The organism is Geobacillus sp. DSP4a, from assembly GCF_013096875.1.
Taxonomy (GTDB): Bacteria; Bacillota; Bacilli; order Bacillales; family Anoxybacillaceae; genus Geobacillus; species Geobacillus thermophilus.
The window spans coordinates 41,372-56,900 of the sequence record NZ_SDLD01000009.1 but is presented as its reverse complement, the minus strand read 5'-3'; the positions used below and the strand labels follow the sequence as shown (position 1 = coordinate 56,900).

General features: G+C 51.4%; 17 protein-coding genes and 1 other annotated feature. Of the genes, 12 read left to right on the top strand and 5 right to left on the bottom strand.

The genetic code is table 11. The features are described 5' to 3' along the window. Nucleotides 1-20 precede the first annotated feature (20 nt). Nucleotides 21-269: a hypothetical protein gene (locus ETC02_RS05100; RefSeq protein WP_047817923.1), complete on the bottom strand. Its 249-nt coding sequence runs from the start codon at nt 267-269 to the stop codon at nt 21-23. Nucleotides 270-543: 274 nt separating this feature from the next. Here ETC02_RS05100 and ETC02_RS05095 point away from each other — a divergent pair, with 274 nt between their 5' ends. From ETC02_RS05095 to ETC02_RS05075, 5 genes are all read left to right on the top strand, one after another. Next, nucleotides 544-1,476 (top strand): beta-ketoacyl-ACP synthase III, encoded by a 933-nt coding sequence (locus ETC02_RS05095; RefSeq protein WP_044743391.1) that lies wholly within the window; start codon nt 544-546, stop codon nt 1,474-1,476. Between the two features lie 50 nt (nt 1,477-1,526). Beyond that, a complete protein-coding gene (fabF, locus tag ETC02_RS05090; protein WP_033009311.1) occupies nt 1,527-2,768 on the top strand; it encodes a beta-ketoacyl-ACP synthase II in 1,242 nt (413 codons plus the stop codon). Nucleotides 2,769-2,909: 141 nt separating this feature from the next. Next, on the top strand, nt 2,910-3,701 hold the full coding sequence (locus ETC02_RS05085) for a DUF2268 domain-containing putative Zn-dependent protease (protein WP_050368361.1): 792 nt from the start codon (nt 2,910-2,912) through the stop codon (nt 3,699-3,701). A 93-nt stretch (nt 3,702-3,794) separates the two neighbouring features. Further along, nucleotides 3,795-4,001 (top strand): YuzI family membrane protein, encoded by a 207-nt coding sequence (locus ETC02_RS05080; RefSeq protein WP_063210613.1) that lies wholly within the window; start codon nt 3,795-3,797, stop codon nt 3,999-4,001. 85 nt (nt 4,002-4,086) lie between these two features. Then, nucleotides 4,087-4,827, top strand: a complete 741-nt coding sequence (locus ETC02_RS05075) for a YjbA family protein (protein ID WP_033009307.1) — start codon at nt 4,087-4,089, stop codon at nt 4,825-4,827. Between the two features lie 50 nt (nt 4,828-4,877). Here ETC02_RS05075 and trpS read toward each other — a convergent pair whose 3' ends face one another. After that, nucleotides 4,878-5,861, bottom strand: a complete 984-nt coding sequence (trpS, locus tag ETC02_RS05070) for a tryptophan--tRNA ligase (protein WP_063210615.1) — start codon at nt 5,859-5,861, stop codon at nt 4,878-4,880. 50 nt (nt 5,862-5,911) lie between these two features. After that, nucleotides 5,912-6,143, bottom strand: a binding site (T-box leader). A 50-nt stretch (nt 6,144-6,193) separates the two neighbouring features. Next, nucleotides 6,194-6,568, bottom strand: coding sequence for a DUF3899 domain-containing protein (locus tag ETC02_RS05065; RefSeq protein WP_044743396.1), 375 nt, complete (start codon nt 6,566-6,568; stop codon nt 6,194-6,196). Between the two features lie 423 nt (nt 6,569-6,991). Here ETC02_RS05065 and ETC02_RS05060 point away from each other — a divergent pair, with 423 nt between their 5' ends. From ETC02_RS05060 to ETC02_RS05040, 5 genes are all read left to right on the top strand, one after another. Then, nucleotides 6,992-8,644 (top strand): peptide ABC transporter substrate-binding protein, encoded by a 1,653-nt coding sequence (locus tag ETC02_RS05060; protein WP_171698101.1) that lies wholly within the window; start codon nt 6,992-6,994, stop codon nt 8,642-8,644. 119 nt (nt 8,645-8,763) lie between these two features. Beyond that, a complete protein-coding gene (gene opp3b, locus ETC02_RS05055; protein ID WP_011230313.1) occupies nt 8,764-9,693 on the top strand; it encodes an oligopeptide ABC transporter permease in 930 nt (309 codons plus the stop codon). After that, a complete protein-coding gene (opp3C, locus tag ETC02_RS05050; protein WP_171698100.1) occupies nt 9,690-10,712 on the top strand; it encodes an oligopeptide ABC transporter permease in 1,023 nt (340 codons plus the stop codon). The genes opp3b and opp3C overlap by 4 nt, the downstream gene beginning before the upstream one ends. Before the next feature lie 21 nt (nt 10,713-10,733). Next, nucleotides 10,734-11,795: an ABC transporter ATP-binding protein gene (locus ETC02_RS05045; RefSeq protein WP_014195173.1), complete on the top strand. Its 1,062-nt coding sequence runs from the start codon at nt 10,734-10,736 to the stop codon at nt 11,793-11,795. Continuing rightward, nucleotides 11,788-12,723: an ABC transporter ATP-binding protein gene (locus tag ETC02_RS05040; protein WP_020278701.1), complete on the top strand. Its 936-nt coding sequence runs from the start codon at nt 11,788-11,790 to the stop codon at nt 12,721-12,723. Before ETC02_RS05045 ends, ETC02_RS05040 begins: the two co-directional genes overlap by 8 nt. 88 nt (nt 12,724-12,811) lie before the next feature. Here the strand turns inward: ETC02_RS05040 and ETC02_RS05035 are convergent, their stop codons facing one another. Then, on the bottom strand, nt 12,812-12,994 hold the full coding sequence (locus ETC02_RS05035; protein ID WP_011230317.1) for a hypothetical protein: 183 nt from the start codon (nt 12,992-12,994) through the stop codon (nt 12,812-12,814). Between the two features lie 302 nt (nt 12,995-13,296). On the opposite strand from ETC02_RS05035, the gene spxA reads away from it, so the two are divergent. Continuing rightward, nucleotides 13,297-13,695: a transcriptional regulator SpxA gene (gene spxA, locus ETC02_RS05030; RefSeq protein WP_011230318.1), complete on the top strand. Its 399-nt coding sequence runs from the start codon at nt 13,297-13,299 to the stop codon at nt 13,693-13,695. A gap of 50 nt (nt 13,696-13,745) precedes the next feature. Here the strand turns inward: spxA and ETC02_RS05025 are convergent, their stop codons facing one another. Next, on the bottom strand, nt 13,746-14,408 hold the full coding sequence (locus ETC02_RS05025) for a TerC family protein (RefSeq protein WP_171698099.1): 663 nt from the start codon (nt 14,406-14,408) through the stop codon (nt 13,746-13,748). A gap of 208 nt (nt 14,409-14,616) precedes the next feature. On the opposite strand from ETC02_RS05025, the gene mecA reads away from it, so the two are divergent. After that, nucleotides 14,617-15,297, top strand: a complete 681-nt coding sequence (gene mecA / locus ETC02_RS05020; RefSeq protein ID WP_033010433.1) for an adaptor protein MecA — start codon at nt 14,617-14,619, stop codon at nt 15,295-15,297. The last annotated feature ends 232 nt before the right edge of the window (nt 15,298-15,529 follow it).

Sequence of the window (15,529 nt, the reverse complement as noted above, 5' to 3'; positions counted from 1 at the left end):
GCATGAGGTTGTTGCGTCTGCTATTTTTTCAATCCATCGATGAGCGAGGAGATTTTTTTGATGAGCGGTTTCAGCTGCTGCAACGAGTCCGTCAGCGTACCGACGTTTTCGACGAGTTTCATCAAATCAATGTTTGGCAGCGGGAGCGGCTCCGTTTTTGTTTGTTCGTCCCGCCGGCCGGTCCGTTTTGGAGGAAAGGGGCCGAACATGAGGCGGGAGAAGCGGTCGCGCTCTTCACGGCTTTGCCGGGATGATGGGACGTTCGCCATAAAATCAGTCCTCCTTTTTTCCTCATCGTTTGCTTGTCATTGTATTGTATGGCGGAGGTAAAACGTTGGTTTGGACAAATGCCTTCGGGCGGGAAGAAAGCAATAGGATTCCGGCCGGGAAGGCGCGCTTTTGCTATTGCGCATATGCGCTCTTTCCGTTAAAATTAGTACCAAGTAATAATAATTGGTTATGTGGACTGATTGTACGTTGACAATTGTGCTGTACTTGGGAGGCTTTTCGGTTATTTTGGAAGAAAAAAAGGAGATGAATGGTATGGGAGCAGGAATTATCGGGGTCGGCCGCTATGTGCCGGAAAAGGTGTTGACCAACGCCGACTTGGAGAAAATGATGGATACATCAGACGAATGGATTCGGACGCGCACCGGGATTGAGGAACGCCGCATTGCGGCAGATGACATCGATACGTCCGATATGGCGTATTTTGCTGCCGAAAAGGCGCTTGCGGATGCCGGTGTCGAGGCGAAAGACATCGATCTCATTGTCGTTGCTACCGTAACGCCAGACCGTTCCTTTCCATCAGTTGCTTGCATGCTGCAAGAGCGGCTTGGGGCTGTCAACGCCGCGGCAATGGATCTCAGCGCCGCCTGCTCCGGATTTATGTACGGAATGGTCACGGCTGCCCAATTTATTGACACGGGGGTTTACAAGTATATATTAGTAGTGGGGGCCGATAAGCTGTCAAAAATCACCGATTGGACAGACCGCAATACGGCGGTGTTGTTTGGCGATGGAGCCGGTGCGGTTGTCATGGGCCCAGTGTCGCCAGGGCGGGGCATTTTATCATTTGAATTGGGCGCTGACGGAACAGGAGGAAAACATTTATACAAAGACGAATATATCGTGATGAACGGCCGGGAAGTGTTCAAGTTCGCCGTCCGGCAGATGGGAGAGTCAAGTGTGCGGGTGCTTGAAAAAGCGGGGCTGACAAAAGAGGATGTCGATTTTCTCATTCCCCATCAAGCGAACATCCGCATTGTGGAGGCGGCGAGACAGCGGCTCGAGCTGCCGGAGGAAAAAATCTCGACAACGATTCGCCGCTATGGAAACACATCCGCGGCCTCCATTCCGATTTCGCTCGTGGAGGAGCTGGAGGCAGGAAACATTCGCGACGGTGATCTCATCGTCATGGTCGGGTTCGGCGGCGGGCTGACATGGGGCGCGATCGCCTTGCGTTGGGGCCGTTGATGTTCTGTATCCCAACATCATTATCCAGAATAAAGGAGAGGCAGAGGAATATGGAAAAAAGACGAGTCGTCGTGACCGGAATAGGCGCCGTCACCCCGCTGGGGAATGACGCAGAAACGACGTGGAAAAACATTGTCGCCGGCCAGTCCGGCATCGACATTGTCACCCGCGTCAATCCAGACGATTTTCCAGCGAAAGTGGCGGCAGAAGTGAAAGATTTTGATCCGTCGTTGTTTATGGACCGCCGCGAAGCGCGGAAGATGGACCGGTTTACGCAATACGCCGTGGCGGCGGCGCTCATGGCGGTGAAAGATGCGAATTTGGAAATCGGTGAGCATAACGCCGAGCGGGTCGGTGTTTGGATCGGCTCTGGCATCGGCGGTATGGAGACGTTTGAGCAGCAGTTTGAAATTTTCCAGCAGCGCGGCTATCGCCGGGTGAGCCCGTTTTTCGTGCCGATGATGATTCCGGATATGGCTGCGGGGCAAGTCTCAATCATCCTTGGGGCGAAAGGAATGAATTCATGCACGGTCACCGCTTGCGCGACGGGCGCAAACTCGATCGGCGACGCGTTTCGGGTCATTCAGCGCGGCGATGCGGATGTGATGATCGCGGGGGGAACGGAGGCGCCGATTACGAAAATGTCGTTTGCCGGCTTTTGCGCGAATACGGCCCTTTCGACCAATCCGGATCCGAAAACGGCAAGCCGCCCGTTTGATAAAAACCGTGATGGCTTTGTCATGGGGGAAGGGGCAGGCATTATCGTGCTTGAAGAGCTGGAGCATGCGTTGCGCCGCGGGGCGAAAATTTACGCGGAAATTGTCGGCTACGGCGCGACGGCTGACGCATATCATATCACTGCACCGGCGCCGGGCGGTGAAGGCGGCGTGCGGGCGATGCGACTGGCGCTGCAGGATGCCGGCTTGCAGCCGGAGGACATCGACTACATTAACGCCCACGGCACAAGCACGGAGTACAATGACAAATATGAGACGATCGCCATTAAAGAAGTGTTTGGCGACCATGCCTATAAGCTTGCGATCAGTTCTACAAAATCGATGACCGGTCACCTGCTTGGCGCAACCGGCGCGGTGGAAGCCATTTTCTCTGTGTTGGCGATCCGCGATGGCGTCATTCCACCGACCATCAACTATGAAACGCCGGATCCGGAATGCGACTTGGACTATGTGCCGAACGAAGCCCGCCGGCAGACTGTGCGCGCAGTGTTAAGCAATTCGTTTGGATTTGGCGGCCATAACGCGACATTGATTTTCAAAGCGTATGCGCAATAGATAGCAATGAAGGCCATTAGCCTCGGCCGGACGAACCCGGCCCCGTTGGAAGACGGGCGCCGGGCTTCACTCCGGACGGGGCTTTTTTCGTTCACCGTCCCGGTTGCCTTGACATAAGGTAGCAAAAAGGGAGGGAAGACGATGGGACTGGCTCCAACTGATCGTTGGCTTGAACAAGATGAAGGCGATCCGCTCCGTGTTTGCGCCCGGCTGGCGCCGTTTTTTGCCGATGCACCAGCGCGCGCCATTCATCGTTATTTATGCTTATATGGCATGTATCGAAGCGCCCGGCAGGCCGTTCGCCTTTTGCCGGAGATGAAGGCAAAAGGCCTTTGGGAGCGGCTTGCCCGCTTATATGACGAACAGCGGGTGAGATGGAAAGGGCCTGACGTTCCGGTGTTTTTGCTGCCGGCCGATGATGAAAACCGGAAACTTTTGCGCGAGTTTCGCGGAAAAGGAGGAGTGGCGTTTGCCGATAAGCTCGTTTTCTTTTTGCTGCCCGATCATCGCGACGAGGAGGTCGCGGCATTGGTGGCGCATGAGTACAACCATGTTTGCCGGCTGAAGCAGCTGCCGTATGGCGGCAAAGAGGCGACGCTGTTAGATGCGGTGATTATGGAAGGGCTGGCAGAACATGCGGTCGCTGAAACAGTCGGACCGGAACAATGCGCCGACTGGACGTCGTATTATACTGACAGGGAGATCGAGCGGTTTTGGCGCCGCTACATCGCCCCCAATCAAGATGCTGCTGTTTCGCACCCACTCAGCTCCCGCATTTTATACGGCCTTGGGTGGTATCCGAACATGGGCGGCTATGCAGTCGGTTATGCCATCGTCCGCCGCTGTTTGGAGCGGGGGTATTCATTGGCTCAATTGATGGCGATGGAGGCGAAACAAATGGTTGCTTTAGCCGGTCTGGACAGCCGCGGGTAAGGCGGGATGGACCAGGGGCGATGATAGGCATCTTGTCCACCGAACAGGCATATACGTAAAGAAAGGACGTGGACAAGAAGGAAGGGAAGCCCGATGGTCCGCCTGTTTTTTTATTTGGTCGGCTTTGGTTTTTCGGTCGTCGGCGGCATGATGATGATCGTCTATTTAAACATCATCACCCCGGAGCGCGGGTTTGGTGAATACGCTGCTTATATCGCGGCAAGGGAGGAATGTTATTTATTGCCGCTCGGCTTGTTGCTTATGTGGGCGAGCTTGTCGTTTCCAAGCCGTGGCTCATAGTGGGGAAAAGAGGGCGAAATGGAATAAAATTCTGCCCCTCTGCCTATACTGATGGACAAACACGTCTGGAAGTGAGGGGTATCACATGCTTTACCTGCACGACATTTGGGTGAACTGGTTTGAAGGTGAAGAGAACGGGTACAACGTCTGCCATTTTCACGAATGGCGCAAAGACGACCAAATTGAGTTGCTTGACCAAGTGCCGCTGTTAAAAGTGTCCCCGGCTCTATTCCAATATATTGAAAACAGTTTATCCGACCTTCCGAAGCCGCTTTTGGACGATGTGTACCAAAAAGCCTATGTCCGCAAAAACCATGAACGGATTCAGCTCGATTATTGTTTCGTTGTGACCGACGGAGCTGGCATTTTGGCCGTCGATACGATCGGCTATCATATTCCGATCCGCAAAAGCCGCCTCATTCCGCGGCAAGAGCAGCTTGTGTACGAGATGGCCGCCGAGACGGAAGAGCGGGCCTACCCGCTGCCGAAGTACGAAAAAGAGTACCACATTTTGTCGCCGGCGCCGGAGTTGATGTGCGGATTGACACGGAAAGAGCGGCAGTTGAAACAGCTGTTGTTTATGGCGCTTGACCAGCTGCATTCAACGAAAAACAGCGCCGAGGTGCGCTACTGGTATACAGAATGGGCCCCGGAAAAGTACGCAGATATTCAAAAAATGTCGTTTGAGGAAGCGTGGGAACGGCTGTACGAAGAAACGAAACACGGCTGGTCTGCACGGCACGAGCAGCTATGTGAAAACTTAATTAAAGGCCAGCCGTTTTTCGAAAAGCTTTGGGAAATGGAGCAAGAGCCGAAAGTGAATTAAAAAACGGGCCAGGGCGCTATGCGCCCGCCCGTTTTTTGTATGGCGCCTTCTTACCGCCGCCCGAGGCCCATCGCTTTCTCCATTTTTCGCACCATTTCTGAGGCGACGCGGTTCGCTTTTTCCGCTCCTTCATCCAATACGCGGTCAAGCTCCTCGCTTTCCATCCAATGGTGATACCGTTCTTGAATCGGCCGGAGCGTTTCGATGACCAATTGGGCCAGGTCGGCTTTGAAGACGCCGTATCCTTTTCCTTCGTATTGCTGTTCGAGCTCCTCGATCGATTGGCCGGATAACGTCGAATAAATATTGAGCAAATTTGAAATGCCCGGTTTTCCTTCTTTGTCGTAGCGGATCGTTCCTTCCGAGTCGGTGACGGCGCTTTTGATCTTCTTCTCGATCGTTTTTGCATCGTCAAGCAGTGTGATGTATGCTTTCGGGTTGGGATCGGATTTGCTCATTTTTTTCGTCGGGTCGACAAGCGACATGATGCGGGCGCCGACTTTCGGAATGCGCGCCTCAGGGATCGTAAACAGCTCGCCGTACCGTTTGTTGAACCGTTCCGCCAGATCGCGCGTCAGCTCGATATGCTGCTTTTGGTCTTCGCCGACCGGGACGATGTCGGTGTTATAAAGCAAAATGTCAGCGGCCATCAGCGGCGGGTACGTGAGCAGCCCGGCGCTGACCGCCTCTTTGCCGGCTGACTTGTCTTTAAACTGCGTCATCCGCTCGAGCTCGCCGATATACACAATGCACTGCAGCATCCACGCCGCTTGGGCATGCGCCGGCACTTCCGATTGGATGAACAGCGTCGCTTTTGTCGGATCGATGCCGACGGCCAAATACAAAGCGGCAAGGCGGCGGATGTTTTTCCGCAGTTCGTGAGGGTCTTGCCAAACGGTAATGGCGTGTTGGTCAACGATGCAAAAATAACAGTTGTATTCATGCTGCAATTCGACAAACTGCCGCAGCGCCCCAATATAGTTGCCAATGGTGATGACGCCGCTTGGCTGAATGCCGGAAAAAATGGTTTTCATCGATCTTCACTCCCTCAAGCCAAAAATAAAAAAGGCCCTGCCAGCCCTCTGATAGGGACGGTAGGACCGCGGTGCCACCCTACTTATTGCGCGGAAAAGCGCAATCGCTCAGCCCATGCTTTGCGCATGGCCCCTGTAACGCGGGGAACGTCCTCGCCTACTGCGTCGCCGGTTCGGCGGGAAGCTCGAAAGCCCATTCCATATGGCTAGCCGCTTGTTCGCACCTTCCACAAGCTCTCTGAAGGCATCGCCATATGTACTTTTCTTTCTCATCGCTCAGTCTATTCTAAACTTGCCTTATATTATACGGAAAACATTCAGCTGTTGCAACCTTATTGCAAGGCATATCCGGCGGCGATCATCGCGAGAAACAAAAGGAGTCCGGCAAAAAGGAGCGGGTACGTGATGGCGAAACGCCGCGGACCGGGCTGTTCCTCCGATTCATGTTCTGCTGCCGCTTCCTCAAGATACCGCTCCACCCTCGTGCTGCTTCTGCGCAATCGGCGAAACCCGTATGCAAATCCGCTGAAAAACCCGCGTTCATAAACAAACAAAAGCCCGCCAAGCGACAGAGGCAAAAGGGAGAGCAAAAACGAAACGTTAATAAAGGCCACCGTACTCCATGCTCCTTGCCCTATTACGATGAGTGCGCTTGCCGCCAGCATCGCGGCGACGAGCCATCCAGTCCGCACAGCCGTTTGTTTCATATCGTCTGTTCCCGCCTTTCCCTTCTCACTGCTTATTTTATCATAAATCATGTGGGCGGGAAGATTGTCAAAATTATTAACAAAATTATATTGAAAAATATAGAAGAAACCTGGAAGTTCAGGAGAAATTTGCTTCGAAGCTGAGAGGAGGGGGCAAAAAAATTATATTGTAAGCGTTTTCTTTGTCTGTGGGCAGAATTTTTTGTTTACAATTGCGGTAAAAGTCGTTACAATGCAGGTGTAAATGAATCCGATCCCCATCTTTTTTTAAGTAGTTTGAAATTTTTTTATTTAAGAAAATAAAAAAATCCTTTTCAAATATACTAACACAGGATATAATAAGCGATGTAAGTACAATCTTCTGAAATCAAATCATTCAGAAGATTTGCAATACGCTACATAAATTTTAAGGGGGGTTTTTTAGTGAAGAAGCGATTTTCTTTCTTCCTCGTCCTGCTTCTCGCGCTGTCAACGTTCCTCGCGGCTTGCGGCGGGGGCAAGGACAACGACAACGCCCAAGGCGGCCAGGGCGGCGAAAAGCCGGCGGAGAAAAAGGAGCAGGTGCTGAACTTGCTTGATTCCTCAGAAATTCCGTCGCTTGATTCGGCGCTCGCCACCGACCAAGTATCGTTTATCGTGTTGAACAACGTCATGGAAGGTCTGTATCGTTTAGGCAAAGACAACAAGCCGGTTCCTGGGGTGGCGGAAAGCCATGAGGTGAGCGAAGACGGCAAAACGTATACGTTCAAGCTTCGCAAAGACGCCAAATGGTCGAACGGCGACCCGGTGACGGCGCACGACTTCGTGTTTGCTTGGAAACGGGTGCTTGACCCGAAAACGAAATCGGAGTATGCGTACATTATGTACGACATCAAAAACGCGGAAGAAGTCAACACCGGCAAACTGCCAGTTGACCAGCTGGGCGTCAAAGCGCTTGACGACTACACGCTCCAAGTCGAGCTGAAAAACCCGATTCCGTATTTCATCAGCCTGACGGTATTCGGCACGTTCATGCCGCAAAACGAGAAATTCGTGAAAGCGCAAGGCGACAAATACGGTCTCGAAGCTAATACGACGCTTTACAACGGCCCGTTCGTCTTAAGCGAATGGAAGCATGAACAAGGCTGGGTTTACACGAAAAACCCGAACTACTGGGACAAAGATACAGTCAAGCTGGAAAAAATCAACGTCAAAGTCGTGAAAGACACGGCGACAGCGGTCAACTTGTATGAAACGAAACAGGCCGACCGCGTCGGTTTGACGGCTGAATTTGTTGATAAGTATAAAAATGATAAAAACTTCAAAACGGAATTGGATTCAGCCCTCTACTGGCTGCGCATGAACACGAAAAAAGAACCGCTGAACAACGTCAATGCCCGCAAAGCGATTGCGATGGCCATCGACACGCAAGCGATGGTCGATACGCTCTTGAACAACGGTTCGATTCCGGCGAAGTTCACCGTTCCGAAAGACTTCGTCACTGGTCCGGATGGCAAAGACTTCCGCGATGTGAATGGCGATTTGGTCAATTACAATCCGGATGAAGCGAAAAAACTGTGGGAGCAAGCGAAAAAAGAGCTGGGCAAAGACAAATTTACGCTTGAACTGCTGAACTATGACAGCGACAGCGCGAAGAAAATCGGCGAGTATGTGAAAGCGCAGCTTGAACAAAACTTGCCGGGCTTGACGGTCAACATTAAACAACAACCGTTTGCACAAAAACTGAAGCTCGAAAGCAACATGCAATATGATTTGTCGTTCTCCGGCTGGGGTCCGGACTATCAAGACCCGATGACGTTCCTTGACTTGTGGACGACAACTAACCCGCACAACCGAACGGGTTGGTCGAACGCTGAATACGACAAATTGATTAAAGACGCGAAAACAACGTTGCTTGGCGATTTGCAAGCTCGTTGGGATGCGATGCTGAAAGCAGAAAAAATCGTCTTTGAAGGAATGCCGATCGCTCCGCTGTACCAACGCGGCGCTGCCTATTTGCAACGCGAGTATGTCAAAGACTTCGTCACGCATACATTCGGCGCCGACTACAGCTTGAAATGGGCGTATGTTGAGTAACCGTTCTCTTGAAAATGCGGAGGAGAGTATATGCCTAGGCATATACTCTCCTTTTGCCTACCAAGGCGAAAAATGTCGAAAAACAACGAAGATTATAGAAAAGCAGAGGAGGTGCGGTCATGGCGCGGTATACGCTTCAGCGGTTCGTTTATATGATCATCACGTTGTTTATCATTGCGACGTTGACGTTCTTTTTAATGAAGCTGTTGCCTGGTTCGCCGCTGCAAAACCAAGAGAAATTAACGCCGGAACAGAAGGCGCTTATTTTAAAAGAGTACGGATTGGATAAGCCCGTGCCTGTTCAATACATTCAATATTTAGGGAATTTGTTGAAAGGAGACTTGGGGGTATCGTTCCAATATGACAACCGCCCCGTGACAGAGCTCATCAGCGATCGAATCGGCCCGTCGGCCCAGCTCGGGTTTCAGGCGATTGTTTTTGGGACGATCGTTGGGTTGATTCTCGGAATTGTCGCGGCGATTCGACATAATCATTGGGAAGATTACACCGCTACGGTCATTGCGGTGTTGGGCGCCTCGATCCCGTCGTTTGTGTTAGGGGGGTTTTTGCAATATTTTATCGCTGTGAAACTGCAATGGCTTCCGGTCGCTTTTTGGGAAGGCTTCAAATATACGATTCTCCCGACATTGGCGCTGTCTGTCGGGGTCATCGCTAGCATCGCCCGTTTTATGCGCACAGAAATGCTGGAAGTGTTAAGCTCTGACTACATTTTGACGGCTCGGGCGAAAGGGATCAGCCAGGCGGGGGTTATCATCAAGCACGCCATCCGCAACTCGCTTATCCCCGTCATTACCATTTTAGGACCGATGACCGTCAATTTAATGACGGGAACGCTTGTCATTGAGAAACTGTTTGCTGTCCCTGGTCTTGGGGAGCAGTTTGTCCGTTCGATTGAACTGAACGATTACCCGGTTATTATGGGAACGACGTTGTTTTATTCCGCCTTGTTGATTTTGGCAGTCTTTATCGTTGATGTGTTGTACGGGGTTGTCGACCCACGCATCCGGTTAGCGGGAGGGAAAAAATGATGGCGAAACAACAATACGAACAACTGTCACCGGAATGGTTTCAGCCCGCCCCGCCGAACGTTGGTGAGCAGGAAAAAATCAATCGTCCGAGCTTGACGTTTTGGCAGGATGCTTGGCTTCGCCTTCGGGAAAACAAGGCAGCGATCGTCGGGCTCGTGATAATTATCATCTTGGCGCTCATGGCGATCATCGCCCCGATGGCGAGCGACCGGACGTATAAAGATCAAAACTTGCGGCATGCGAAACTTCCGCCGAAAATCCCGGTGCTTGAACATATTCATTGGCTTCCGTTTGACGGCCGGGATGCGAACGGCGTTGATGTGTATAAACAGCGCGGCGTGAAAGAGTACTATTGGTTTGGCACGGATGACTTAGGACGCGACTTGTGGGTGAGGACGTGGTATGGCACGCGTATCTCCCTTTACATTGGTTTGCTGGCGGCGTTGATCGACTTATTGATCGGGATTGCGTACGGCGGCATTTCCGGCTACTATGGCGGCCGCGTCGACAATGTGATGCAGCGGATCATCGAAATTTTAAACGGCATCCCGTATTTAATTATGGTCATTTTGTTCATTTTGATTTTTGAGCCTGGAATCATTTCCATCACGCTGGCGATGGTCATTACCGGTTGGACGACGATGGCGCGGATCGTGCGCGGGCAAGTGTTGAAATTAAAGAACATGGAATACGTGCTGGCGGCAAGGACGCTCGGAGCGCCGACATCACGGCTTATTTTCAAACATTTGATCCCGAACGTCATCGGCCCAATCATCATTACGACGATGTTCACAATTCCATCGGCCATCTTTACCGAAGCGTTTTTAAGCTTTATCGGCCTTGGCATCCGTCCGCCGGAAGCGTCGCTTGGCTCGCTTGTCAATGATGGATACAAATCGATCCAAACATATCCGCATTTGATGATTATTCCGGCCGTTGTCATCAGCTTGCTCATTTTAAGCTTCAACTTGGTGGCAGACGGAATCCGCGATGCGCTTGACCCGAAAATGCGCAAATAACCGACGGAAGGGGTGAAACCGATGGAGAAAATTTTGCAGGTGAACGATTTGCATATTTCCTTTGACATCCACGCCGGTGAAGTGCAGGCGGTTCGCGGCGTCACGTTCGACTTGTATAAGGGAGAAACGCTGGCAATCGTCGGCGAGTCAGGGTCTGGGAAATCAGTGACTTCAAAAGCGTTGATGCGCCTGTTGCCGACACCGCCGAGCCGGATTAAGCAAGGGGAAATTTTATTTGAAGGCAAAGACTTGACCAAGCTGTCGGAGAAAGAGATGCAATCGATCCGCGGTGCGGAAATTTCAATGATTTTCCAAGATCCGATGACGTCGCTCAATCCGACGATGACGATTGGGAAACAAATTATGGAAGCGATTTTAAAGCATCAAAAGCTGTCGAAAGATGAAGCGCGCAAACGGGCGATTGAACTATTGCAGCTGGTCGGCATTAAAAACGCCGAGCTGCGCATGAAGCAATACCCGCACCAATTTTCCGGCGGGATGCGCCAGCGTGTTGTCATCGCCATCGCCTTGGCGTGCAATCCGAAAATTTTGATCGCCGATGAACCGACGACAGCGCTTGATGTGACGATTCAGGCGCAAATTTTGGAGTTGATGAAAGACATTCAGAAAAAGCTCGGCATGTCGATTATTTTCATCACCCATGATTTAGGGGTCGTCGCCAACATGGCCGACCGAGTGGCCGTGATGTATGCCGGGAAAATCGTGGAGATCGGCACGGTGGATGAAATTTTTTACAATCCGAAACATCCGTACACGTGGGGATTGCTGGCCTCGATGCCGAGCCTTGATCATAAAGATACGGAGCTGTATTCGATTCCGGGTTCGCCGCCGGATTTGTTAAATCCGCCAAAAGGCGATGCGTTTGCGCCGCGCAATCCGTATGCGCTCAAAATTGACTATGAGCTCGAGCCGCCGATGTTCCAAGTGTCTGATACGCACTATGCGGCGACATGGCTGTTGCATGAAATGGCGCCGAAAGTGGAACCGCCGGCTATCGTGCGTGAACGGATGAAACGGTTTGCTGACATCGTCGCCCGGAAAGGAGGAAAACCGCGTGGCTAGACAAAAGCTGCTTGAGGTCAAAAATTTGAAACAGTATTTCCCAGCTGGACGCGGTCAGGTGGTGAAAGCAGTCGACGGCGTCACCTTTGACATTTATAAAGGTGAAACGTTCGGCCTTGTCGGCGAGTCGGGCTGCGGCAAGTCGACAACGGGGCGGACGATCATCCGGCTGTACGAAGCGACGGAAGGAGAAGTGCTGTTTAACGGCGTCAATGTGCACGGCAAAAAATCAAAAAAAGAGCTGAAAGAGTTAAATCGGAAAATGCAGATGATTTTCCAAGATCCGTATGCGTCGTTGAATCCGCGGATGACGGTCGCGGATATTATCGCTGAGGGCATCGACATCCATGGGCTGGCGAAAACGAAAGAAGAACGGATGCAACGCGTGTATGAATTGCTTGAGACGGTTGGCTTGAACCGCGAGCATGCCAGCCGCTACCCGCATGAGTTTTCCGGCGGTCAGCGCCAGCGGATCGGCATCGCCCGGGCGCTTGCCGTCGAGCCGGAATTCATCATCGCCGATGAGCCGATTTCGGCGCTTGACGTTTCCATTCAGGCGCAAGTCGTGAACTTATTGAAGCGCCTGCAGCGTGAAAAAGGGTTGACGTACTTGTTTATTGCCCATGACTTGTCGATGGTCAAATACATCAGCGACCGGATCGGCGTCATGTATTTCGGGAAAATGGTCGAGCTCGCTGAATCGGAAGAGCTGTACCGCAATCCGATCCACCCATACACGAAGGCGCTCTTGTCGGCCATTCCGCTTCCGGATCCGGAAACGGAGCGGACGCGCAAGCGGATCGTTTACGACCCGGCGCAACATGGCTACAAAGATGGAGAGGAACTTGAATTCCGTGAAATTACGCCTGGCCATTTTGTGCTTTGTTCGGAGGAAGAGTATAAGCGGTATCGGGCGATGTATGCCTAGCAGAATAGAAAAGAGCGCCGCTCCTTCATCGCCGCATGATGCGAACGGTGAAAGAGGCGGCGCCCACCTATGCGCCTGTCTTGGCGCGTTATTTTTTTCCCCCGACGACTTTCCATCCTTGTTGGATGCGGCGAGAGGCCTCGACATGCTTTCCACTTTTGTTTCGGCCGAACATCCGCTCTCCGATCGTGTTGCTGATGTTTCCCATCAATGCGGTGAGGACGACGATCAATGCCGAAGCAATGGCAAAGTCGATGAAATAGCCGGCCATCGGTTCTTCCTCCCTTTTCCTTTTCTACTTTGATTGTAGAGGATTTGCCTTCACTTTGGAAGAGGAAAGAAAGAAAATTGCATTTATCATCGAAAAACTATATCTTTCTTGGCCGATGTATTGTATAATATATCATGTTAAAGTCATTTCAATTTGCAAACGATTGGCAAAGCGGCTGATCGCCAGACTGGCGTCCAGGCCGTGTCGCTATGCTGTCAGACGTCAAACCGGCATAGCGGTGCACGTCTGTCGTCTGACGGACGAGGGAAGCAAGGGATTCCTTGTCAAAAGGAGTGATCGAAGTGGTCAAGCTATACACATCACCGAGCTGCACGTCATGCCGGAAGGCGAAGGCGTGGCTCGAGAAGCACAATATTCCTTATGTCGAACGCAATATTTTCTCTGAGCCGCTCACGGTCGAGGAGATTAAAGAGATTTTGCGGATGACGGAAACGGGAACGGATGAGATCATTTCCACCCGTTCGAAAGTATTCCAGAAGCTGAACATTAACTTGGAAGCTCTGCCGCTGCAAGATTTGTACGAACTCATTCAAAAAAACCCAGGCATTTTGCGCCGGCCGATCATCATTGATGAAAAGCGGCTTCAAGTCGGCTACAACGAAGATGAAATCCGCCGCTTTCTGCCGCGCAAAGTGCGGGCGTATCAGCTTCGTGAAGCGCAGCGGCTGGTAAACGGGTAAGAAAAACTTCTACATGGCTTGCCATGTAGAAGTTTTTTCACACTTGCCGGTCAGCGCACGGCGCGCGTCCGCCGGTTGGCCGCAAAGCCGAGCAAAACGGCAAGAATGGCCGTTAAGACCGGAAACAACGCCTCCCAGCGCGGGTCGTAAAACGGACGCAGCCGCTCTTCGGCAGTGATCATGTTTCCGGCTGTGTATGCCAAAAGGGCGCCGCCGGCATAAATCAGAAACGAAAACCGTTCCATGGCATAAAGGATGATTTTGCTGCCTAAAATGATGATAGGAACAGAACAAAGAAAGCCAAAGATGACAAGCCCCATATGGCCTTGGGATGCTCCGGCGATGGCGATGACGTTGTCCATGCCCATAACGACATCGGCGGCGACGATCGTCTGGACGGCTTTCCAAAGCGACGGTTCGGCTTTAATGGCGGCATGTTTTTCGTCTTTTTGCCCGATCAGTTTCAAGGCGATCCAAAAGAGGACGACGCCTCCAGCGAGCTGCAAGAACGGAATCGTCAACAGCCAAACGACGGCCACCGTCAAGACAATGCGAACAGCGATCGCCAGCGCGGTGCCGACAATGATGGCCACATTCCGCTTTTGTTCCGGCAAGTTGCGGCTTGCCAGCGCAATGACAACCGCATTGTCCCCGCCAAGAATGACATCAATGCCGATAATCAGCAAGATGGAAACGATGTATTCATCCACCATAGGCGTCCCTCATTCCGTCCGTGTTCATCATCATTATAGTAGGGCATGGCCGGTTTCATAACCAATTTTTAAAAATACGTTTTTTTATTTCCCTTCTTTCGCTTTTTGTCATAAAATATAAAGTACAAGATAGAAGTTTTGAAGAATGTCCAGGGGAACGATCCCTTCCCTTTTTATTTCTTTGGTTTAGAAGGGAGAGTCGGAGAAGATGGAAATTGAACGCATCAACGACCATACGGTGAAATTTTACATTTCGTATGTTGATATAGAGGAACGCGGTTTTGACCGTGAGGAAATTTGGTACAATCGGGAGCGGAGCGAAGAATTGTTTTGGGAAATGATGGATGAGGTTCACGGCGAAAGCGATTTTTCGCTTGACGGTCCGCTTTGGATTCAAGTGCAGGCGCTTGAGAAAGGACTTGAGGTTGTTGTAACGAAAGCGCAGCTGTCCAAAGACGGAAGCAAGCTTGAGCTGCCGCTCCCGGAAGACAAGTGGCGCGAGTTTTCGCTCTCGGCTGATGAGAAGATCGAATCGCTGTTCGGCCATCACTTCCATTTCGGGCGGAACAATGCGGCCGGAGACGAAGAAGCGCAAGACGTGCTTCAATTTATCATTTCGTTCAAAGACATTGAAGACGTCATCTCCTTGGCTCACCGCGCCGACTTTTCAAGTTTGTCGAACCGTTTATTCCAGTTTGAAGGGCGTTATTACTTGTTCGTACAATTTACCGAACAATATAGCGAGCATGATATCGACAATATGCTCAGCCTTCTTCTGGAATACGGAAACGATTCACAGCTGACGATTTACCGCCTTGAGGAATACGGAACTGAAATTATGGGCGACAATGCGCTTGAGACCGTAAAACGGTATTTTCCAGCTCCATAACCTTTTCGTTCATTCGCCGATTTCGCCGCCAGAAATCGGCGTTTTCTTTGTTGGGGCGCTTGGAGGGGGCGGACAGAAAACGCGGGTTGACCCTGTTGTTTTCAAATGGAGAAGCTTTATAACAGCACGCTTTTTCGCACCCGTCGGTCACTTATTTAGAAAATGGCTGCTTTCCCGACCCTTCTAGATAGGAAAGAGAAGGGAAAACTGTGAAACCGTTGGCCGTGAAGTC